Genomic DNA, 22,205 nt, shown 5'->3' with positions numbered 1-22,205 from the left:
TCTGTTCTGTAGGCGAGCGCTCAGACTAGGGCCCCGCCGCGTCACATCTCCGAGGGACATCCATTGGAGACCGGCGGATGAGGCGGCAGGAAGGTCGGACGCTCCACGCACGATCGGCCACCTGGGGACAGACATCCACTGTGAAACATTCCCGAAACAAACATGCTCGGTACGCGATACGCAAATGCGTTTCGCATTCGGGATAGGGCGTGTGTTGGAGCCAGTCCTTCTCTAGTATCGAAATGCAGTCGGGCGGCGGCATTGATGTCGCTGCCTCTACGGAGAAGTGAGTCGAGATGCATATTGCCGCGACAAAGAAGAGGTGGATACCGTCGTCCATCCTCGCAACCGTTGCGCTGATCGGTTCCTTGCTGGTCCCCATCATTCACGTCGACGGCCAAGCCATGGCCGCGGACCTCACGAATATCTCCGCAAGAGTGACGTCCAGCCACCCGAGGCTGATGGCTGATTCGGCGAGATTTACTGCCCTTCGCACGCAGGTCACGACGGATGCCTTCAGCACGAAGACGTACGCGTCCGTCGTTCAGTCTGCCGACGCATTGTTGTCCAAACCCGTCCTCACGTACGTCAAACCCGATGGAATCCGAATGCTCGACACGAGCCGGGCGCTCGTGGATCGGTCCTACACGTTGGGGCTCGCCTGGCAGATCAGCGGCGACTCCAAGTATGCGGAGAGGCTGTGGATGGACCTCGATGCCGTCACTCGCTTCGCGGATTGGAATCCGGACCACTTTCTCGACACAGCCGAAATGACCCACGGGGTCGCTGTCGGCTACGACTGGCTCTACTCCTACTGGTCGAGTGGTCGTCGAGCGCAGCTGTCCACGGCGATCGCGAATCTCGGTCTCACTCCGGCCGTCGCGGTGTACGACGCTCCGGCTGACAGTTCAGGGCCCTACGCTCACGGCGGCAACTGGGCTCAGGGGTCGAACAACTGGAATATCGTCGTGAACGCGGGGATGGCGGTGGGTGCGCTCGCGATCGCCCAGGACAAGCCGGCCTTGGCCGACAAGGTGCTGGCGTCCGCCATCGCGAGCATTCCGAAAGGGATTGCGACATACGCGGGCGGGGGCGGGTGGCCCGAGGGCCTCAGTTACTGGGACTACGCCACGCGGTACGTGGTCATCCTGATCCAAAGCCTTCAGGGCTCGACGGGAGACGATTTCGGTCTGGCCGGACAGTCCGGTCTCAGCGATACGGGATACTTCCCCATTTATATGACGAGCCCCGTGGGCCGGCGATTCAACTTCGGGGACAGTGAGGAGGGAACGTCCCGCACGCCGACGCTGGCCGGCCTGGGGCAGATTTACAACAATCCGTCTTTCACCTACGCGGGTATCAACGAGGCACGCGGCGGTAACGAGGCGTACCGCCTTCTCTGGAACACGCCCGGTCGTCCGGCCCTGTCTCCGAGCGCCGCGAACCTTCCGCTGGATCGGAACTTCGAGAACTCCGCCGTCGCAACGTTCCGGTCGTCTTGGAACGACACGAACGCGACCTATCTCGGCTTCCGGACCGGGAGCCGACCGGACGCCGCACATCAGCAGCTCGATGCCGGGAGCTTCTTCCTCGAGGCCCTCGGGCAGAACTGGGCCACCGAACTGGGCAAGGACGACTACGGATTGGCGGGCTACTTCGACTCCGGTGTCGATGGAGACCGCTGGAACTACTATCGACTCAGCGCTGAGGGACAGAACAGCCTCATAATCAACCCCTATCGCGCTAATCCCACGAAAGTCGTGGCGACGCCGCCGGCTCGATATGAATCGAACGCCGTGTCAGGACTTTCCGTGGCGGACCTTTCGGCGCTCTACCCGGACGACGTCACCTCGTGGAAACGAGGAGTCAAACTCTTCGACGGGCGCCAGGAGGCCCTCGTCCAGGACGAGATCACTTCGAGTCGGCCCTTCGAGGGGCTGTGGTCGATGCACACGCGCGCAGCCATCACCGTCGCAGCGGACGGACGCTCGGCGACCTTGACGCTGAATGGGAAGCAGCTGCTCGCCCGCATCTTGTCGGACAACACGGCGGCTACTTTCACGGATGCGCCCGCCCTGCCGCTGCCCTCCTCGCCGCATCCCGTTCAGCAGACAGCGAACGACGGCGTAAGAAAGCTGCAGATCCAGTTTTCGTCGAACGGCGACACGACGCTCGCGGTCCAGTTCTCCCCCATCCTGGCCGCGCCTGCCCCCACCCTGACGTCGCTCCAGAACTGGCAGCTTGAGCCAGAAGGCGCCTCGCGGGCCACGGGCCTCCGAGTGAACGGTCTTGACGTTCCCGGATTCTCGCCTTCGGTGTTCTTCTACACCTCCCGCTGGGACCCGGCGTCCGCAGTTCCGTCCGTCGCGGCGTATAAGACCGGTGCCACAGTCACAACGAGCCTGCCCGCGAGTGTTCCCGGCATCGCGACCACCACGATCACCGAGCCAGGCAAATCGCCCTCCACCTATCGTGTCTACATAGACCGCGGCCCTATCGCGATCAAGTCGGCGTCCGCCACCAGAACCACAGCCGGGACCCCAGCTCTCACGTTCGACGGTGATCCAGCGACGTACTGGTCGACGTGGCTGGACAACTCCATCACCTACACGCTTCCTCAGGCGCGTTCGATCAAGTCGGTCGTGATCGACTGGCGCGCCAACTCCTCCAAACACACGAAGTTCGAACTCGACACGAGCTACAACGGGTCGACATGGACGAACAGATATGACGGCGCCTACGACGGCTCGTCGGGATCCCAGCTCATCGTGCCGGCCACGAGCGCTTGGTCCAGTTACGTCCGGATCACGGGACACGGGGACCAGGCATCCGATCCGCGCACCTCTATCGGTGAGATCACCCTCTACTCGTACAACGCCGCCCCACCAAGCGTCACGCCAGACCCGGCGCGGCTCGGCTCCATCGCGGTCAGCGGTGTTCCCAGCGCGATGTCGGCGGCGCAGACCGCCACGCTGGCCTTCACCGCTTCGTCCGCGAAGGGCGGCTCCATCCCCGTGTCGAGCCTGAGCTCCGTTCGTTACGTCACGGGCGATCCCGCCGTCGCGACGATCTCGGGATCCGGCGTGGTCACTGCAACGGGCGGGGGAGAGACCACGGTGGGCGTCATCGCCACCATGGGGCGCATCACCCAGACGGCGTTCGCCCGCATCAAAGTCTCCGACCCGCTCCGTGTCCGGATCTACGCCAACGCGGACACCTATGTCCGAGGGGGAACGACGGAGGGAACCAACTACGGCAAGGACTCCCAGTTGGCGGTCAAACCCGCCAGCCCCGGCATGAAGGACGAGTCGTACACGCGGCTGGCCTACCTCGGATTCGATCTGTCGTCCATCGCGGGCAAGAAGGTGGCAACGGCGTCGCTCAATCTGAACGCCGCCGTGACGGAGCCCTCGGGCAACGCTGTCCGGTTGGACGCGCACGCTGTGGAAGGAGCCTGGACCGAGAGCGGTCTGACGTATTCGAACCGCCCCGCCTTCGGCGCGACCGTGGGAAGCATGGCACTGGACACGGTCTTCGCCACACGTTCCGGCGACCTGACGGACTACGTTGCCGCCAAGGCGTTGGCATCCTCGCCAACTCTCTCGCTGGGTCTGACGCAGGACACGCCGTTTCTCACCGGTGCGCCGCTGATCGCTCAGGTCAAGAGCCGCGAATCGTCTACGCCGCCGTACATCGACGTCGTGCTCGAGCCCACAGCGCTGGCCATCTCTCGAGCGGATGCGACGTACACGACGTCGGGATCTCCGGCCGACACGTACGACGGCAACCCCGCGACGTACTGGTCGACGTGGAACGTGAACTCGATCAAGTACACCTTCGCGCAGGCGCAGGCCGTGAAGTCCGCGAAGATCACGTGGCGGGCGAACTCGTCCCAGCGGACGAAGTTCGAGTTGCAGACCTCGGCCAACGGAACGACGTGGACGACGCAGTTCGACGGTCTCTACGAGGGACCGTCGGGCGAGCAAACGCTCGTCATGGCAAATGCTCCGGCCGCCAAGTACGTCAGGATCGTAGGGCGTGGAGACCAGGCCTCGCAGCCGCGAACGTCAATCGCCGAGGTGCAATTCTTCTCGACGGATGTCACCGCGGACGCCCCGACCAGGCTCCCGCTACACATCAGCGCTGCGGCGATCACCGGCCTGCCCGACACCTTGTCGCTCGATGATTCGGCCCAGATCGCGTATACGGCCACCAGCACGACCGGCGTCACAATGGATCCCAGTTCCCTCACCGCGAGTTTCGCCTCGAGCAACCCCAGCGTCCTCAGCGTGAATGCGGCGGGCGTCGTCACACCGCTCACCGTGGGCACGTCGACGGTGGACATCGTGGTCACGGCCAACGGTGCCTCCGTGAAGCAGACCGTCAACGTGACCGTGACCGATCCGCTGAAGCTCCGCATCTACGCCAATGCCGACGCCTATGTGCGCGGCGGTGCGACTGCCGGGACGAACTACGGAACAGATTCCCGGTTGTCCATCAAGCCGGCGAGCCCCGGGATGACAGACGAGTCCTATACGCGGATCGCGTACATGTGCTTCGACCTGAGCCAGATCAAGGGAAAGAAGGTTGCTTCCGCGACCCTGTCCGTGAACACCGCCATCACCGAGTCGACGGGGGACAGTGTGCGTCTGGATGCGCATGCGGTGGATGCGGCGTGGAATGAGAGCACACTCACCTACGCCAACCGCCCCGCCATGGGTGCCAACGTGGGCAACACATTGGTCGACCGCACCTTCGATTATCGGACTCTCGATCTCACCGGTTACCTCGCCTCCAAGGCGTCCGCGTCGGCCGACTCGGCATCGATCGCGTTCACGCAGGACGTTCCGTTCGTGAGCGGCAAGCCGCTCATCGTCCAGGTGCGGAGCCGCGAATCCACGGTGCCGCCGTACATCGACATCGTCCTGACGAAGTAGGAGTGGCGCGCTCCGCGGCCAGGCCCAGGCCATGGGCATGAATTCGATAATCGGAAATCTTGTCAACCATCGGGCGTCATCTGGCAGTGCTACCGTACAGATCTCGCCGGGATTCTTGGGGGCACTGTGACACCGCGAAATTCCACGTCGGAGAGACTGGGCTCTCGTCGGAAGAGCCTCATTGTCGTGGCGATATTCGCCGTGTTCTTGGTTGCGCAGGGCGTGTACTCCTTCCGTGTCTCGCCCGAGCCATACCCGGTCATCAGGATGCCGGGATTCCAGACGGCGTCCACCCCTCAAGGCATCCGCACGGTGTCCTTCGTCGAGGGCACCGTCGATTTCGCCGACGGCACGTCTGCCGAGGTCAACCCCGCGGCGGTCATGGACAGCCTTCGATTCTCCACGGCGCGACCGAGTCTGGACTACGTGTTCGGGCCTTCCGCATCGCACGACTGGTCGCCGGAGCTCCTAGAGTGGCTGCGGACGCGCGTCCAGGCCGTGACGGGTCGAACGGACGCCTCTGAGATCCGGTTCTGTTGGCAGAGCGCCGCGGTTGACATCCACGACGCCAGCGTCACCGATGACGGCGCGTGCGAGTGGACGGAGGTGAAGCTGTGATCGCCGGGCTGGAGGCCATCGTGGCCCGGGCCGTGGATGGCTATCGCGCGGACGGGCGGTTCCTTGCGGCTCTGAGAATCGCGTACGGACTCTGGGTGATCGTCCTTCCGGTCGACCTCCTCTGGATCGCCTCCGTGCCCCAGGACTTCTTGCACCCCCGCCCGGGCGTGTTCAGCTTCATCGACTCGATTCCCTCGCTGGGGTTTCTCGTAGCGCTGTCGGTCGTCAGATTCATCCTCGCGCTGCTTCTCGCCGCCGGCGTCTTCACCGTCCCGGTCTCGTTGCTCCTGACCCTGACACTCATGACGGCGTCGGGGATCAGTTACTCATTCTCCAAGGTCGACCACTTCATTCTTTTCGAGCTGGTCCCGGTCTTCCTCGCCTTCGCGGGGTGGGGTCGGCGCTGGTCGGTGGACGCTCTGATAGCTCGGCGACGCGGGGCAGTGAATGACTCCACACGGGGCCTGCCAATCCTTCTTTTTGCAATGACGATCGGCTGGGCGATGCTGTCTGCCGCCGTTCCGAAAGCACTAGGTGGATGGTTCGACCCCTCGCGTCAGGCCACGCGGGGCTACATCGCCACCGACGTGGCTACGGGGGACAAGCTGGGACCGCTCGGGGCGTGGCTGCTCCCCTTCGACTTCGACCCGTTCTGGAAGCTGATGGACTACGCGACTCTCGCCGCCGAAGGTCTGTTGATCGTTTTCGTCTTTACGCCGCTTCTCTTCCGCTGCTGGCTGCTCCTCCTGGCCTGCTTCCATGTGGGGGTCTATCTCACTCTTGGCATCTCGTTCTTGGACTACACGTTGGTCTACGCCGTGTTCTTCGCCCCTGTTGTCATGTGGGTGGTACGACGCGTGCGGCGAGGCGCGCCTCGTCCCGAGCGGGGAAGCGTAGAGCTGACGTGAAGGTCAGCGTTATCGGCAGCGGCCCCAACGGTCTCGCTGCCGCGGTTGTGATGGCGCGTGCGGGCCACGACGTCACGGTCTACGAAGGAAGCGACAAAGCGGGCGGTGGTCTGCGGACCGACGACTTCACGGAGTTCGACGGGCGATTCGACGTCTGCTCGGCGGTGCATCCGATGGCGTTGGCATCCACGTTCTTTCGCGCGTTCGATCTGGGAAGCCGGATACCCTTCGTGCAGTCGGACATCTCCTTCGCTCACGCCCTCCCCGGCCGTGCAGCTGTCGCGTATCAAGACCTCGAGCGGACCAGTAGCGAACTCGGTCGTACTGGTCCGGCATGGTCCGCGATCATGAAACCACTGCTCCGCCAGATCGACGCGGTTCGGGCCATGAGCGGACTCGAGCTGCGCCCGCACCCTTCGACCGTCGCCGGAGCACTCGCTCTGGGTGTCGCCGCGATGGGATTCTCAGCGCTGCGCGATGAAGCGCGCGCGCTCGCCGCCGGAGTAGTCGCCCATGGTGCCGCGCCGTTCTCCTCGATCGCGGCGAGATTCGTCGGCGCCGTGCTTGCCGCGGAAGGCCACGCGGCAGGCTGGCCCATCCCCGTGGGCGGTTCTGGCGCAATCGCGGACGCGCTGGTGAAGGACATCCAGGCACACGGCGGGCGGGTCGAACTCGGACGCACGGTCGCCGATCTCCGCGAGGTGTGGTCCCCGGGGGACACGGCTATGTTCGACACCGGGCCCCGGGGGTTCGCCGACATCGCATTGAACGCCTTGCCCGCGCGATACGAGTCCGCGCTTCGCAGCTACCGTTACGGAAACGCGGCGTCGAAGGTGGATTTCGTTCTTTCCGGACCCATACCGTGGACCGACGAACGGCTGCGCGATGCGCTGACGGTTCATCTCGGAGGGTGGGAGAGAGAGGTCTCCGGGGCGGAACGCGCGGCGCTGCGAGGCGCCGTACCCGAGCGCCCCTATGTTCTGCTCTCTCAACCGACGCGTCGAGATCGTACCCGGCTTCCCCCCGGGTCGACCGACGAGATCGTGTGGGCGTACGCCCACGTGCCGAACGGCTCGACGGAGGACGCTGCGGAGAGGATCATCGACCGGATCGAGTCGTTCGCTCCGGGTTTCCGGGATCTCATCGTCCACCGTGAATCCCGCCCGGCACCCTTCTTCGCTCAGCTGAATCCGAATTTCCACGGCGGAGACATTCTCGGTGGACGAGTGGACGTCCCGCAGCTTCTGACCAGGCCGACGAAGTCGGTGCGATCCTGGCGCACCCCCATCCCCGGCGTGTACCTGTGTTCCGCGGCGACGCCGCCGGGTGCGGGTGTCCACGGAATGGCCGGATGGCATGCCGCGCGCCTCGCGCTTGCCCGTGTCGGTCAGGGCGTGCCGGATCTCGGACCCGTCGCTCGCGCCGACTAGGCCGAGCGGTTACGCCTCGCCCTGGTGCCACATCCGCCACTCGCGGCGTTCCCGGACGAAGTCCGCGATGCTGTAGTTGGCGAGAGCCCCGAGCAGGTGGATGGACCTGTCCCTGAACGTCGTGGCAGACGCGCGACGGATCCGATGGATGGTGAGGCGGAGCTTGCGGAGGTCGCGGCGCGAGAGGTGTTCCCGGTGTTTGGCGATGTAGAGCTCGGTACCACGCGCCCGGCGCTCGTTCTTGGTGGTCAGCTGGCCGAGCCCGTGCTTGCGCTGTCGAACGAGGAGTTCGGGCACGACCGCGTACTGGTAGCCGGCTAGCAGGAATCGGAAGAAGAAGTCGGTGTCGTTCTTCACGGGGAGTTCGGCGTCGAAGCCCCCGATGTCGCGGAACGCTGCTCGGCTGACGATCATGTTGCTTCCGGTCGTCCCCAGACTCGCCGCAGCGACGTCGGATGCCTTGAGGCCCTCCTCGATCCGGGGGCCGATGTGCGACTCCGCCGCAGAGAAGATCTCGCGGTTCACGGCGACGAGGTCGACGGGATGCGTGGCCAGGACGGCGGCCACGGCTTCCAGCAGATTCGGCTTCCACAGATCGTCGTCGTCGAGGAACCCGATGAAGTCGGCGGTCGCCTCGTTGCCGCCCCGATTGCGTGACGCGGATGCCCCGTTCCCGGCCGCGGGGTCGTGGATGAACGTCACGTCAGTGAAGTCGAATTCCGAGGCGAGCTCCCGGCAGATCTCCTCGGCGCCGGGGTCCTGGATATCCGAGACCACGATCACCTGGTGGGGCCGGACGGACTGACCCAGGATCGAGGCGAGGGACTCGCGCAAGAAGTCGTGTCTGTTGTGCGTGGGAATCACGCACGCGAAGGTGGGTGCCGTAGTCATTTTCCGCTCCTGCCCCGCCGATATTCGACGACATCGATGCTCAAGACGTTTCCGATCATTCCCACTCCGTGAGCGAGCATGTTCCAGCTTCTCGCCATCGGCTGGCGATGGACGAGGTAATCGATCGCGATGTACGGCGCGCCCACGGCCACACGGGCCAGGCCGCCGACGAACGCCTTCACCCGACCTCGGTACCGCGCGTTGATGTTGCCAATGCGCACAGCCCGCCGGAACAGCCACTTCGCGTTCGCCCGCGCAGGCAGGATGTGCTCTTGCACGACGGCATCCGAGCACCACAGCACGCGGAGGTCGGACCCCGCGCGCAGGCTGCGGAAGAACTCCGTATCGCTGCCGCCCTTCATCGAGAGCGCCTCACTGAATCGGATTCCGGTCGGACGCCAGGCCGACAATCGCATCAGGGTGTTGTTCGTGGCGACGGAGTCGGGGATGCTGCCGCTTTCGCGAGACTGGCGCCGCCAGAACCCACCCCGCAGAATCCACCGGGGTACGGCGTCGTCGATGAGGGGTTCCACGGGGCCCGTGACCACGTCTGCGCCCGTGGCGTCCGCATACGTGAGCAGCGCCGACAGCCACCCCGGCGACGGGATCTCGTCATCGTCGATGAAGATCACCGCCTCGTCGTCGTCGGTCAGAGCGTCCAACCCCCGGTTGCGCGCCGCCGCGATTCCCGGGGTGTGCTCGGCCGCATAATCGACAGAATCGAATTGGGCGACCACTTCACGCGCGGATTCCGCCGGGTCGTTGTCCACCACCACGATCCGTACCGCACCCGCAACCCCCGTCGCCTGCTGGACACACTCGCTCAGCAGCGAACGGAGCAGTGCTGGCCGACGGAACGTTGCGATCGAGATGACCGTTTTCTGAAGGCGCGGCTCAGTCGACATCACGTGCCTCCCCACTCGTCACCCTCGGGTCGAGCAGGGCATTCATCGACCTCGATAGCTCGGCCAGCTCGGCGCGCGCGGCGTCCACCCGCTCGAGGACATCCTTCTGCCGGCTCGAAAGGGACACGGCTGTCGCCACGGCGGACTCGACATCGGTGGCATCCGCTTGGAAGCCGTCGAGATCTACGACAGCCATCGTTCGCGGGATCTTGGCCGAGGCGACGTTGGGGAGGTAGAGCGGTACCGCGCCTTCCGTGGCAGCGAAGATCAACACGTGGAGCCTGTCGCTGACCACCATCCGAGCCTGACGGTACCTCCCTCGCAGGTCGGTCTCGGCGGTGAAGTGATCGCCGCCCTGCCAGGGATGCAGCTCGGCATCCAACCGTCGTGCCAACTCCTCGCCGCGATCCTCATCGCGCTCGACCTGGGAGACGACGCGCACCTGCAGCCCGAGCTCCCGCGCGATCGCCGTGACGGCATCGGTCCAGGCGGACGCGGGCGAGGAGGTATCCCCGCGCATGGATACCAAGAGGTACGGCCGGTCCTCGTTCGAGAGCTCCGACGTGGCCGAGCCGAGAGCGAACGCCCAGTCGGGCCGGACCACGCCGGCGCGCGCATACGCCCTGCTCGGCTCATCTCGCCAGGTTGCGATCTGGCAGGCGCGAATCAAGGAGGTCAGCATGGGGGAGTGCTTCCCGTTCGGTTGTCGCACCCCGAGTCCCGTGGAGATGGCGACACCACCGGTCAGGCGGATGAGAGCGATGAGGACGCGGTCGACGCGATTGATTCGACGTCGACGGCGATTCAACTGGATCTCTCCCGCGTTGGACACGAATGCCGCTCGTCCGCGCACTGCCCGGCGAAACGCGGTGGCCTGCCATTCGCGTCGGCTCCGGTAGAGGATGTCGGTGTCCCGCAACCCGAGTGCGTTCACATACGCGTCGGAGGCAGCGCCGACCAGTACGTGGCGAACCGAAGAGGGCGCCAACCCTTCGAGCATCGCCCGCCTCAGGGCCGGGTCGCCGACGTTGTCGTCCTGGCCGTGTGCTGCGACAAAAACCTCAGGAGATCTCACGCGCTTCCCGTCTTTCGTGGAACATGATCGATTCGGCATCAGCCATTTCGTCTCCCGCCGACAGCGCGTCGGGCGAAGTCGATGAGTTTGGAGAAGTCATCTCGGACGCGGGAGGAAATCGCGTAGGCGACCCCTACCCAGGCCAGAGCGGCGAGCACCCCGGCCACGACGGTGAGCAGGTTGCCCCAGCCGAGGGACTCGATGAGCAGACGTGCGCCGAATGCCGCGGCGGCCATGGGCACGGCGATGAGACCCAGTGCGCGCAGAGCGTCGGCGTACAGCACCCCGAGATTCAGCTTCGTCACGCGGCGCACCCACGCGAGCGAGGACAGCCAGAAGAGCGCGTAGCCGATGGACACCGCGATAGCCACTCCGGTCGGGCCGAACGGCACGCCACAGGCGATGACCCCGACCAGCAGCGGCTGCGCGACGAGGTAGAAGCGGAATTGTGCGCCGGCCAGTCCTCGTGACATGTAGATCCAGTACACGACCTGCACGAGCGACCGGAAGATCCCACTCAAGGCAAGAATGCTCAGGAGTGGTCCGGCGGGCGCCCATTGATCTCCGAGGACCACGACGATCAACGGAGTTCCGAGCGCGAAGAGGATCGCGAAGATCGAAGACGTCACGTAGAGCGCGACGAGTTGTGCGCGCCGCAGGTGCGAGACGTATCGGTCCTCCTCGTCGGCGATGCGGGCGAGCACCGGGACCGCCACGCGCGACATCGGAGTGTTGATCTGCGTGAGGGGCAGGACGACCAGGTTGTAGGCGCGGTCGTAGTAGCCGAGAGCCGTCGATCCCCATACCTTCCCGATCAGGAGGCTGTCGATGTTCCTGGTCAGGTAGGAAATGATCTGGGTACCGGCGAAGCTCGCTCCGAAGGAGATGAGCCCGTCCATGGGCACGCGCCGAGGGAGTCCTGGCCGCCACCTGGTCAAAACCACCGAGGTGATCAGCGTAGCCGCGGCGACGATCAGCTGCTGTGCGACCAGAGCCCAGAAGTTGGCGTAGAGCACGGCTATCACGATCGCTCCGAGCACGCCGAGTCCGTACGGGAGCAGGTCCGCCACCGCGAGCGCGAAGAATCGGAGATCCCGGTTGATCCGCACCTTGAACTGCGTCGAAAGACCACCGAAGACAAAGGTCAGGGACAGCGTCTGCGCGATGACCACGACATCGCTCTGACCGTAGAACGCGGCCAAGGGATAGGAGGCGGCGAAGGTGATGATGCCCAGCGAGAGGCCGACCCCCGTGTTGATCCAGAACAGGTTCGACTGTTGCTCCTGGCTGAGCGATTTGGCTTGCAGGGCGGCCATCGAGAGGCCGAAGTCGCGGAAGATCTCGCCTACGCCGACGACGGCGAGCACCATGACGACCAGACCGTAATCGGTCGGATTGAGCAAGCGTGCAAGGATGACCGTCGAGCCGAGCATGAGCACGACCTTGACCATCTGAGAGGCGATCGTGATGCCGCCACCGCGTGCAGCCGCGGATGCGAGGGAACTCATGGATGGATCTCCCTCAGGGCGAAATCAACATGTGCGGGTGCTGTCGGTGACAAGGTTCCTTCAAGCATCTGTTCCGGGCGTGCTGTGGGCGGATGCCGTCGTGGCGGGGCGCGGTCGTCGAGACAGCCGCCCGACGAGGAGCAGGGGCTCCACGAGATATCGCCCGGCGAGTCTGCGCGGCGAGTGGGCCAACCGGAAGAGCCACTCGATTCCTAGAGCGCCCATCCAGCGGGGGGCAAGACGCTGCGTACCGGCGAAGTAGTCGAAGCATCCGCCGACGTTCGCGATGACCGCGTCCCTGTTGAGATGGTGCAGGTGGTCGAGGATCCAGGACTCCTGGCGTGGCATGCCCAGCCCCACGAGAACGAGCTGAGCTTGTTCCAGCGCGGACTGGAGATCTCCCTCGGCCGCCTCGGACCGCTCGCGGAACTCGTACCCGTCGAACGCTCGCCACGCCAGTCGGCTGGCGCGCTCAACGACATGAGTGCGCATCCCCTCCGCCGTCGCGGGAGTTCCACCGACGGCCACGACGCGTAGATCCGGGTCCCGCCGGATCAGCTGCTCCAACCAGTCGGTACTGCCCACGCGCTCGCGGCTGGTGGGGCGGGAGCCCGACGAAGCCGAGAGACGCGCCAGCTGGAGGATGGGCCACCCGTCGATGAGGACGACGTCGCTCGCCCGTGTCATAGTCGCGACCGGACCCTCCTCCAGAGTCAGGTACAGCGCGTGGAGATTCAGGTTGCCGAGGATGTGCGCATGATCGGACGGTGCCTTGTCCGCGACGATCCAGTCGCACACCTCGGCCGCGGTGATGGGTGTCACGGTGCCCAGTCCGCGGGGCAGCTCTACGCTCTTCACGCACGCCCCCGGAGCTGCGCCACGCGCTTCAACAGCGGAGTGATCCGCGCCGTCCAACTGTGTGCGTCGGCTACGCGCCCCTGATCGGCTGCGGCAATCGCCAGCAGAGAGGGCATTTTGCGGGCAGCGAGGGCGAGCGCGTCGTCGAGGGCGCCGTCCGCCTCGCCGAAGACTTCCACCGCATATCCGGATGCATGAAGACGATCGGTCGTTTCGTGACGGGATGCGATGACCGGCCGTCCCGCAGCGAGGTACTCCCACAGCTTGAGGGGGGAGAAATACACGCCGGCCGAGCTGCCGTGGCCCGCGTAGCAGACGTCCACTGTGGCCAGGAACTCGGGCACCTCGTCCGGGTGCACACGGCCGAGGAACGTCACCCTGTCGGAGATGCCGTGATCGCGGGCCTGCTGCTGCAGGGCCGCGTATTCGGGGCCCTCGCCGGCGATGCGGACCTTCCATGGTGTATCGCTCCGCTTGACCGCGTTGAGCAGTTCATCGACACGCTGCCACGAATACAGAGTTCCGAGGAAGCCGATTGTGGGGTCGGTGTGCGGCTGCGCCGAGGCCGTGCCGTGGCTGCTCGCGTTGACGCCGTTCTCGACGACGATGATGCGGTCGGGGTCGATGCCGTATGCCGCGGAGATAGCCGACTTCAGGTTCTCGGTAACGGCGACGATGAGGTCGGCCCGTCGCAGAGTGCGGCGCTCGAAGAAAGTGGCGACACGTCGGCTGGACGTCGCTCGCCGGTCGGACGTCGACTCCAGAGCCAGAAGCGCGTTCACCTCGAGCACCCAGGTGGCGCCCCGTCGCTGGACGACGCTCCCCAACTCCTGCATCAGGGCGTAGCGCTCATAGGCGAGCTCAGGGTTCTTCGCAGGCGTTCGCAGAAGTCGGCTCAGTCGGCGACGCGAGCGCACTCGGTACAGAAGGCGAACGAGGTCCGCACCCGCAACACGGATCGGTGACGCCGTCATGCGGGCTTCGCTCCCCGACGCGTGGAACGACGATGGGACGTCGTCGCCGACCACGAAGGGCGTGACGGTAGCACCGCTCTCGCGGAACGCGTCGATCACACCGAGAATGTGGGACCGCGGACCGAGGCTCTCGGTGGTCGGCTTGGTTGAGAGTCGAGGAGCCCCCGACAGGTACAGAATCGGGGAAACGAGAGGCTTGGGCAGCGCGGAGTCAGTCAAGAATGTCTCTCTCTGGGCAGGTGGTGATCGCCGTGATTGGGGGGAGCTTCCTCGCTTGCGGTTCAAAATACCAGCGCAATGTTACGTCGAGGTGAAGGCGGATTATCGAGTCGGTCCCGATGACGTCGTCAGATCATTATTCGTCAGCTCCTGGCGCCTGATGGCCCGACTGGAGAACAGTGCGACGAAGAGAAAAAGTGTGACGGCACCGCTGTAGGCGTAGGACGGGATGAGATACATCACGAAGCCCGCGGCGGCTGCCACGAGGGTGATCGTGAAGGTCCCTGCTGCGACGTCGATACCGTTCGCCCGGCTTTGCGAATAGGCACGAGCGAGCACCTTTCCCAAGAGCACGACCAGTGCGACGAGTCCGACCAAGCCGAAATCCGCCGCCGTCTGGATATATGTCTGATGGAAGTGCGGAACATCCCACGAGCGGAATTCCGGGATCGTCTGCGCGAAAGCCGCGGCCTCCGGTGTCGCGAAATACGCGCCGTAACCCCATCCGAGGATCGGGCGCTGTGCCCAGACCTCGATGCCCCAATTCCAAAGGATCGTTCGACCCGTCAGGGTCACGTCGCGCCCGAGGAAGTCGAGGACATCAGTCCACGACCACCACATCAGAAGGCCCCCGAGCGCCGCTGTCACCAAGAGCGAGGCCAACCACGATCGGGTCCTCGTGCCGCGAGCGAGGGCACGCCTGGTGAGAATAAAGATCGTGACGGCCACAGGGAGCAGAACCAGGGCAGTCGAGGAACTGGTGACGAGGATGACGAGCAGCAGAATGCCGAGACCCACGACCCGTCCCACGCTGTGGCGCCGCGTCGCCAGAAGGGCGACCATGCCCGTGACCGCATAGAAACCGGCGACGATCTTGTGGGGGAAAAGTCCCTTGAACGGTGCGCCGCCGAGAACGTTGGCTCGGTTGGCGGCATCGACGTAGATGGCCTGATCGACACGGAGCGCGTACAGGATCAGTCCGATGAGCGACAATGCGATCGTGACGCGGGCGAACATCTGCAGAACTTCCCGCATGCTCAGGTCGATCGAGACCAGGTAGGCAACGCATAGTACCCCGATGAGAGTCGAGCCGTACCCCAGCGAAACCGCGGGTACTTCCGACCAGAGGGGTGAGACCAAGAGATACGTGCTGAAGGCGACGACGATCAGGAATGACCCGAACTGGTTCCGCATCGCGCCCAGGATCATCAGGAACGCCAATGAGTTCACGACGAGCCAGGTCACGACGACCGCGTCGGTCGAACTCACTCCGAAATACCGAGCGGGGGTGGCAACAAGCGGAGGCGCCATCATGACCAACGCCAAATAGACGTGGTAGTACAAGATGCGCAACTGCGCCGAAGGCGAACGCAACGGGGGCCGCTTCGACGTTGTTTTGGTTCCGGGATTCGCGGCTAGCCGAGACATGACAACGACTTCGAGGAGAATCCGAGAAGGGCTGTCACCGTTGCATCCTATCCTCAGTGCGCGCGGGGGAACGAGATGCGGTCTCAGGGAGCAGCGAGCGTGCCAGCGGCGACCAGATACTCCGACACCTTCTCGGCGGCTGGAACAATCTCAGCGAGCGACCGCCGATACACCTCGTCGGACTGCTGGTAGGGATCCACGACGTCGAAGTCCGCTGCATCGTCCGGCGGGGGGATCGTCCCTCGAAGAGAAGCGGCCAGAGCGACGGCTGCTCTCATCCCATCCTCCGCGCTACGTGCGTGGGCGGATCGGACTGCCTCCGAAAGGTCCGGCTCGGCCGCCTCCGCAAGCCGCGCAAACTCCCTGAGCGTGAACGAGCGCCGCATGGCCGATGGTGCCATCTCGACGAGCTGTCGTCTGTGGTCGCGCGCCATGCCGAGGATCAGGTCGGATCGGCGGATCATCCCTTCGTCGACCTGTTCGGCGACGTGGGCGGAGACGTCGAGGCCGCATTCCGCGGCGATCCGGCGTGCAGGTTCGGGCGCGCCTTCCCCCACGAGTGCCCACACCCCCGCGCTGCGAACGGAAACATCGAACTCCCGCATCTGCCGCGCGATCAGCTGCTCCGCGAGGGGGGAGCGGCAGACGTTGCCCGTGCAGACGGACAGGACGCTGAACGTCATGTGTCGTCCTGCTGTCGCTGCGAACGTCGCCGGCTCCGTCCTTCGCGAGGCTTCTCCTCACGAGACACCTCGTCGGTGGGGGCGGCGTACGAGTAGGCGCCGTAGCTGTAGCTGTCAGGTCCCTTCGCGGGCAGCATCGTCACGATGACCCCGAAGAGTCGACTTCCGATCGCCTCGAGCTTCTCCACTGCGGCCGCCAATGCGGGCTTCTTGGTGCTCCCGGATGCCGCGACGATCAAGACGCCACTGGTGAATCGCGACACGACCGCCGCGTCGGTGACGAGCAGGAGCGGCGGGGAATCGATGAGGACATAGTCGAAGGCTTCAGCAAGAGCGTCCAGAGTGCGCTGCATCGCTTGGCTGCCAAGAAGCTCGGACGGGTTCGGAGGCGTGCGCCCCGATGTCAGGACGAAGAGCTTCCCCGTGCCCCACTGCTGGAGCACATCTACGAGTTCCGCGCGTCCGATCAGGACATCCGTCAGCCCGACGCCTCCCTCCAGTCCCATGTACTCGGCGATGCGGGGAAGACGCAGATCGCCGTCGACCAGGGCGACGCGTGCTCCGGTCTCCGCAAGCGCGATGGCGAGGTTGGAGGTGGTCGTCGACTTTCCCTCGCCCGGACCGGCGCTAGTGACGACGAAGGAGCGCGAGGAGCCGTCCACATCGATGAACTGCAAGTTCGTGCGGAGGCTTCTGAAAGACTCGGCGCGGGGGTTTCGCGGGTCGGCGTGGACGATCAGGGGACGTTTGCGCGCGTCCGGATCGAGCGCGATGCCGCCGAGTACGGGCGCCTCCGTTGCCGCTTCGATGTCGTGCAGCGAGTGGATGCGTGTGTCGAGGATGGAGCGCAAGACGGCGAACGCCACCCCGAGTCCCAGGCCGAGGACGATCCCGAGAAGGATGTTGACCGTGGTGTGCGGCGAGGACGGGGCGGTGGGGACGAGAGCCGGCTCGATGGTCTCGATCCGAACGAGGCTTGCCGCGTCGCCCACCGGCTTCTCCAGGCCATTCACCACGACGTCAGCAAAGTTCGTGCCGACCGAATTCGCGATCGCCGCGGCGGTCTCCGCATTCGTGTTGGAAACGTTGATAGAGATGATCACGGAGTTCGTCGGAGACGAGGCTTCGACCGACTTCGCCAGTTGCTGAGCCGTGGTGTCGAGGTTCAGGTCGTTGATGACCCGGTCGAGCACTACCGCACTGTCCACGACGTCGACGAAGCTGACGACGGCTTGGCGGGCGAAGTTGGTGCCCTGTGCGAGCTCACTGACGCCGGATGTGTCCGACCGAACCGACACGTACAATTGCGTGTTGGCCTCGTAGGTGGGTGTCTGCAGCAAGGAGTACCCGTAGGCCCCCGCCCCTCCGAGGATCGTTAATGCGACGATCAGAATCCAGTTTCGGTGCAGGATCCGGAGATAGGTGCTCAGTTCCACGCTCATCCATTCGCCAGTTGATGGGCGCCGTCAGACGGCGGATGACGAAATTGCAGAAGTATCCTTTTCCCAGCCATCCGCGCCACCGTGGCGCCCTTTCATCAGCCTACGACATTCGAAGTGCCGTGCCTGAACGGTACAGGGGGAGACAATGAGCGACCTGGAGAGCCTTTTCGGGGCTTCCGGCCGAATGAGCCCACGCCGACCGGGGCCGAGGAGCGAACAGTCGAACGCAGATCAGCCCGTACCTCGCGTCGTGACGAGGGCTCACGCGCAGGACGCGCGGGTACGGGACATTCAGCGTCTGGTGGGGTCGGTCCGCGACGAGGCGGCTGTCCCTCCCGCCGACCTGTCTCAGCTCGTAGGGGCCCCGCAGGTGGCCCGACGCGAGGCGTCGGCCGATCTCTCGCGCGTGGTGGGGCCGAGGGCATCCACCGGCGAGGTTGAACGCTCGCGACGCCCCGGACGCGACTCGGTCGGCCTTGCGGCATTGGTCGGATCGGCCGGGGCTCGACCGGACCAGCTCTCGTGGTCGGCTCCGGAAACGGCGCGCGCCGGAAAGCGGCCGATGTTCTCCCGCCGACGTGCCGGAGCTGTGAACATCGTCAGCGTCGCGGTCTCGATCTTGGCTGTCCTGGTGCTCGTGGCGGCAGCGTCCGTCGCTCTTATCCAACGCGCGACCGCGAATCCGGCCGATGACGCCATGGCCAGCCTCCGCGAGCGGGAGGCGGAGCTGACCAACGAGATCGACCAGCTCAGAACCGCGATGGATCTGTATTCCGTGTCACTGGAGTCCGCTCGCGCCTCGACCGTGGCTGCGCGCGATGTGCTCCCTCGCGTAGGGGAACGTCTTTCACCCGGTTCGATGAACGATGCTCAATCCGCGCAGGCGGCCGTGGAGCGGCTAGCCGCGCAGCCCGCATCGGTATCGCTTCCCGCCTACAGTCGCGGGTCGATCAATGAACGCTCCCTCGTCGACGTCGGGCACGCGCTGGATAAGGTTCGCGAGATCGAGAACTCCCTCCCCGACATGATGGCGGCCGTACGGGACGCTCGCGCGGATCTCATGGCCGCGTTGACCACCTTTCGTGGTTCGCTCGTCCCTGTCGGGAAGGCTCTGCAGACGACCGCCGCCGAACGAGTAGCCGACGCCTCCGCGGCAGATGAGTCGTTCCGCGCCGCCGTCGCTGCGGCGAGCGGAGAACTGGGCAATGTGCAAGCGGCCGGCGGCGATGGTCTCGCCGAGATGTCCGCTGTGGTCGCCGCTCTCGGCGCCTTGGATGTCGAGAACCAGCGGGTGCTCGACGAACGGCGCAGTGGCACTGAAGGTACGTCCCGAGGAACGACGGTGCCCCGATCGACGTCCCCGTCAATTCCGCGCGTACCTTCCCCGACGCCGTCGGCCGCGGCGTCGCCGACCCCCGCACCCCAGGCGACGACTCCGCCGGACCCGCAGCCCCTGCCCTCGGAATCTGCATCGGCCTCCGCGTCGGCCTCCCCCTCAGCAAGCGCCTGACGTCACCTTCGTCCGCGCCGGGATCTGCGGTGCGGCTCAGGCCGTGCGGCTCTGCTCACACCACGAGTCATCCAGGCAAACCAGAGTGATCGCCCCGCCGGCCCTCGGTGCGAAGCCCGTCGTCAGCCGTAGGCTCGGGTCGGCGCCGCTCAACCCCGCGCCGTCGGACGTGAAGATCAAGGTAACCGTGCGGCCGGGGCGTCCTGGGCGGACGCTCGAGATTTCGGCCGCTCCGGCGACCTTGATGACCTCTCCCCAGGGCGGGAGGTTGAGCGACGTTGCGGCAACGACGGTGGGCACGGTGTCCTCCCCCAGATCCGTCGCGCTAATCCTGAGGAAAGGCGAAGCGCTCTGCACGGCACGACCGCTGAGCTGGTCCTCGGCGCGGAGCACACCTCCGGAGATGACAGAGGAGCCCGCCTCGCCCGACTCCACGTAGGCGAACGTCTGACTCATTCGCCTGCCGCGCGCGGGGATGTTCGGTGTGGCGGAATCTGGGGGAACGTTAACCGCGTCCAGCTCCGTCTCGTCGTCCCAGGCGTTGCATCCCGTGATGCTCCAGTGGTCTCCGCCCTCATTGCGGATGGCGGCGGCGCTCCGATCGGTGGGGGAGGCGGAGTCACCGACATTGTTTCGGCCGTTGCGCGCGAAGGTAGAGCCCGTGACCGTGAGGCGCTGTGCTCCCACGCCGACCAGACCCGACCCCCCGTTCTCCCAAATGCGGGATCCGCTCACGACGCACCCGTCACCGCCGCCCCGTTCGAACCGGAAGCCGTCGCCGTGATTCTTCTCCGCCTGGCACCCCGCGAAGATGTGGGATCGCGTGACGACGAGGAACCCGTTCTGATCGGTGGGATCGTCAGCATGCACGCCGGATTGCCACACGTGAACGTTCGACAGATTCTGAGACGACGATTCCAGGAGAACCCCGGAAAGCCCGGAGCGACCGACGTCGACGTTGGACCATAAGCCGTCCGTCGACCCGGTGGTTTCCTTGCCGGTCGCACCGTGCACGCGGATTCCGTAGCCACGCGCGTCCCGGACGACGACGTTCTGAACAATGTGCGCGAGAGCGCGCCCTTCCTTGCCGATGGCCAAGGCCGTGCCCGGCGAGTTCGACAGGAGGCAATTGCTGACCCGCGTGTACCCGCGATTGAGAACGAGGAGATCGGAAGCGCCGACGGCGTCGGTTCCATCCAGCTGAAGGTCTTCCACCGCGGAGAAGAGCGCATCGAGTGAGACCAGGGGCTCTGAACTCGTTTCCCCCTCGACGAAAGTGATGCGACTTGCGCCCGGGCCGTCGCCGCGGATCAGCGTCGAGTGGCCGTCGGGGACCCTGAGTGTCCCCGCGCTCACGCGGTATACCCCGGATGGGAAGTACAAGGTCGACGAGCTCTCCAGTGACGAGGCTCGATCGAGCGCGATCTTCACCGCAAGTGTGTCATCGGCCGAACCGTCGCCCCGCGCCCCGTGGTCCTTGACATTGATCACGGGTGACACGCGACTGGCATCGCCGGGCTCAGCGGGGCTCGGGCGAATCGCTGCGACCGCACCGACGGTGGCGACCCCGGTCATCAGGATGAGGTCGCGCCGGCTCGGCGATAGCTCAGATTTGTCCACACTCGGACATTAATCGTCGCGCGTTACCAGAAGCGTTCCCTTGGCTGAGTCCCGGCATTCTCCTGGCTACCTGAAACAGAACGACAGGAGAACGGCCGGCACCGGAATCTGGCGGCACCGAGATCGACCACCAGCACCGACCGCTGCCCGTCCATGCTCGCCATGGCTCTGAGCCGAGTGGTCGGTAGACGAGGCTTCGCGCGAAGCTAGGGGTGGAATCCAGGCTCAGGCTATGACGCCACCGAAGTCGGCCTGCCAGCATGTCCACAATCAGCCCGCCGAATCGCCGCGGTGCGGGTGGCCACCGCGCAGGGAGCACGGTTGGACGGGAGCTCGTCTTTCTTTACGGGGGTCAGCTCCTCAACGGTGCCGTCAGCCGAGTACCTGCCCCCCAACGTGGCACTTCGGCCGACGTTGGGGAACACTCTCGGTTCTGCCCGAGCGGGCGCCGTGAATTTCGACACGATCGACAGCTCGGTCACGAGCTGACCGCTACCCCGGCCCTTCCGTCCGTTTCCGTTCCCAGGGAAAATGGACAACCGGCCGCCGGTGGAGCGGACGCAGGGTGGCGAAGGAGAGACCGACATGGGCGTGGACGACATCATCAACAAGGGCAAGCAGCTTCTCGAGGAGAACCGCGACAAGATCGAGGAGGCGCTGAAGAGCGAGCAGGCCGAGGAGGTCAGCGACAAGCTCCTCGACGGCGCTGCTGACGCGATCAAGAAGGTCGTGCCGGCGGAGCACCACGCCAAGGTCGACGAGGTCCGGGAGAACATCGACAAGAACGTCGGCAACGCCTGAACCGTCGCATTCTTCTCACGGCGCCGCTCCCGGGAATCCGGGGCGGCGCCGTCCTGTTGCAGCGGAGGGCTGAGGATATGCCGCGCGCGACACGCCCGGGTTTGCGACACGCCCGAGTGGCCCGTAGACTATCCAGGTTCCACATTCCGGCGTGCGCTCGGCGCGCGCCAGGATCACTGCCAGGGCAGTGCACAGGCGGCGCGTGAGCGCAGGGTCCTGGGCCGCGGGCAGCAGAACACACACCGAAACCCCTTCCTCCTTCACGGGAGCCGCACGCGTGCGTGTGAGGGGCGGGCCGGATGCCATGGCATCCGGTTTGACAGCTGAACAGCGGTGCAGCATCTCTCGCGCGAGCGAGGGGAAGTGCCAGGGCGCGAGAGCGCCACCGTGCGTCCGAT

General features: G+C 65.4%; 16 protein-coding genes. 6 read left to right on the top strand and 10 right to left on the bottom strand.

Annotated elements, in window-relative coordinates:
* Positions 1 to 296 precede the first annotated feature (296 nt).
* From AVW09_RS03135 to AVW09_RS18315, 4 genes are all read left to right on the top strand, one after another.
* Positions 297 to 4,937, top strand: a complete 4,641-nt coding sequence (locus AVW09_RS03135; RefSeq protein WP_082822792.1) for a CBM96 family carbohydrate-binding protein — start codon at positions 297 to 299, stop codon at positions 4,935 to 4,937.
* Between the two features lie 186 nt (positions 4,938 to 5,123).
* Positions 5,124 to 5,555 carry a hypothetical protein gene (locus AVW09_RS03130; RefSeq protein ID WP_063256620.1) on the top strand — a complete coding sequence of 144 codons (432 nt, stop codon included), beginning with the start codon at positions 5,124 to 5,126 and terminating at the stop codon, positions 5,553 to 5,555.
* A complete protein-coding gene (locus AVW09_RS18175) occupies positions 5,552 to 6,463 on the top strand; it encodes a hypothetical protein (RefSeq protein WP_063256619.1) in 912 nt (303 codons plus the stop codon). Before AVW09_RS03130 ends, AVW09_RS18175 begins: the two co-directional genes overlap by 4 nt.
* Entirely contained in the window at positions 6,460 to 7,893 is a 1,434-nt protein-coding gene (locus AVW09_RS18315) for a phytoene desaturase family protein (protein WP_063256618.1), read from the top strand. Before AVW09_RS18175 ends, AVW09_RS18315 begins: the two co-directional genes overlap by 4 nt.
* Positions 7,894 to 7,902: 9 nt before the next feature.
* On the opposite strand, the gene AVW09_RS03115 is transcribed toward AVW09_RS18315, so the two are convergent.
* From AVW09_RS03115 to AVW09_RS03075, 9 genes are all read right to left on the bottom strand, one after another.
* The gene (locus AVW09_RS03115; RefSeq protein WP_063256617.1) at positions 7,903 to 8,784 is read right to left on the bottom strand and encodes a glycosyltransferase family 2 protein; all 882 of its coding nucleotides are present in this window, start codon (positions 8,782 to 8,784) and stop codon (positions 7,903 to 7,905) included.
* Positions 8,781 to 9,689: a glycosyltransferase family 2 protein gene (locus AVW09_RS03110; RefSeq protein ID WP_082822789.1), complete on the bottom strand. Its 909-nt coding sequence runs from the start codon at positions 9,687 to 9,689 to the stop codon at positions 8,781 to 8,783. The genes AVW09_RS03115 and AVW09_RS03110 overlap by 4 nt, the downstream gene beginning before the upstream one ends.
* Positions 9,679 to 10,764 (bottom strand): polysaccharide pyruvyl transferase family protein, encoded by a 1,086-nt coding sequence (locus tag AVW09_RS17140; RefSeq protein ID WP_197462546.1) that lies wholly within the window; start codon positions 10,762 to 10,764, stop codon positions 9,679 to 9,681. Before AVW09_RS17140 ends, AVW09_RS03110 begins: the two co-directional genes overlap by 11 nt.
* Before the next feature lie 38 nt (positions 10,765 to 10,802).
* On the bottom strand, positions 10,803 to 12,272 hold the full coding sequence (locus AVW09_RS03100) for a lipopolysaccharide biosynthesis protein (protein WP_082822787.1): 1,470 nt from the start codon (positions 12,270 to 12,272) through the stop codon (positions 10,803 to 10,805).
* 60 nt (positions 12,273 to 12,332) lie between these two features.
* Positions 12,333 to 13,130, bottom strand: coding sequence for a WecB/TagA/CpsF family glycosyltransferase (locus AVW09_RS03095; RefSeq protein WP_063256613.1), 798 nt, complete (start codon positions 13,128 to 13,130; stop codon positions 12,333 to 12,335).
* Entirely contained in the window at positions 13,127 to 14,323 is a 1,197-nt protein-coding gene (locus AVW09_RS03090) for a glycosyltransferase (RefSeq protein ID WP_269454545.1), read from the bottom strand. Before AVW09_RS03090 ends, AVW09_RS03095 begins: the two co-directional genes overlap by 4 nt.
* A 102-nt stretch (positions 14,324 to 14,425) precedes the next feature.
* Complete coding sequence (locus AVW09_RS03085) at positions 14,426 to 15,568, bottom strand: O-antigen ligase family protein (protein ID WP_197462545.1); 1,143 nt, start codon at positions 15,566 to 15,568, stop codon at positions 14,426 to 14,428.
* 266 nt (positions 15,569 to 15,834) lie between these two features.
* Entirely contained in the window at positions 15,835 to 16,434 is a 600-nt protein-coding gene (locus AVW09_RS03080; protein ID WP_063256610.1) for an arsenate reductase/protein-tyrosine-phosphatase family protein, read from the bottom strand.
* Positions 16,431 to 17,870, bottom strand: coding sequence for a polysaccharide biosynthesis tyrosine autokinase (locus AVW09_RS03075; RefSeq protein WP_063256609.1), 1,440 nt, complete (start codon positions 17,868 to 17,870; stop codon positions 16,431 to 16,433). Before AVW09_RS03075 ends, AVW09_RS03080 begins: the two co-directional genes overlap by 4 nt.
* A 595-nt stretch (positions 17,871 to 18,465) precedes the next feature.
* Between AVW09_RS03075 and AVW09_RS03070 the strand changes: the two genes are divergently transcribed.
* A complete protein-coding gene (locus AVW09_RS03070) occupies positions 18,466 to 19,386 on the top strand; it encodes a hypothetical protein (RefSeq protein ID WP_063256608.1) in 921 nt (306 codons plus the stop codon).
* 36 nt (positions 19,387 to 19,422) lie between these two features.
* Here the strand turns inward: AVW09_RS03070 and AVW09_RS03065 are convergent, their stop codons facing one another.
* Positions 19,423 to 21,006 (bottom strand): right-handed parallel beta-helix repeat-containing protein, encoded by a 1,584-nt coding sequence (locus AVW09_RS03065; protein ID WP_063256607.1) that lies wholly within the window; start codon positions 21,004 to 21,006, stop codon positions 19,423 to 19,425.
* A 585-nt stretch (positions 21,007 to 21,591) separates the two neighbouring features.
* On the opposite strand from AVW09_RS03065, the gene AVW09_RS03060 reads away from it, so the two are divergent.
* Positions 21,592 to 21,807 (top strand): Rv0909 family putative TA system antitoxin, encoded by a 216-nt coding sequence (locus tag AVW09_RS03060; RefSeq protein ID WP_063256636.1) that lies wholly within the window; start codon positions 21,592 to 21,594, stop codon positions 21,805 to 21,807.
* Positions 21,808 to 22,205 lie beyond the last annotated feature (398 nt).

The sequence above is a fragment of the Microbacterium sp. T32 genome (assembly GCF_001619615.1).
GTDB lineage: Bacteria > Actinomycetota > Actinomycetes > Actinomycetales > Microbacteriaceae > Microbacterium.
The sequence above is the reverse complement of the archived record's forward strand: the minus strand, read 5'-3'. Positions and strand labels throughout refer to the sequence as shown.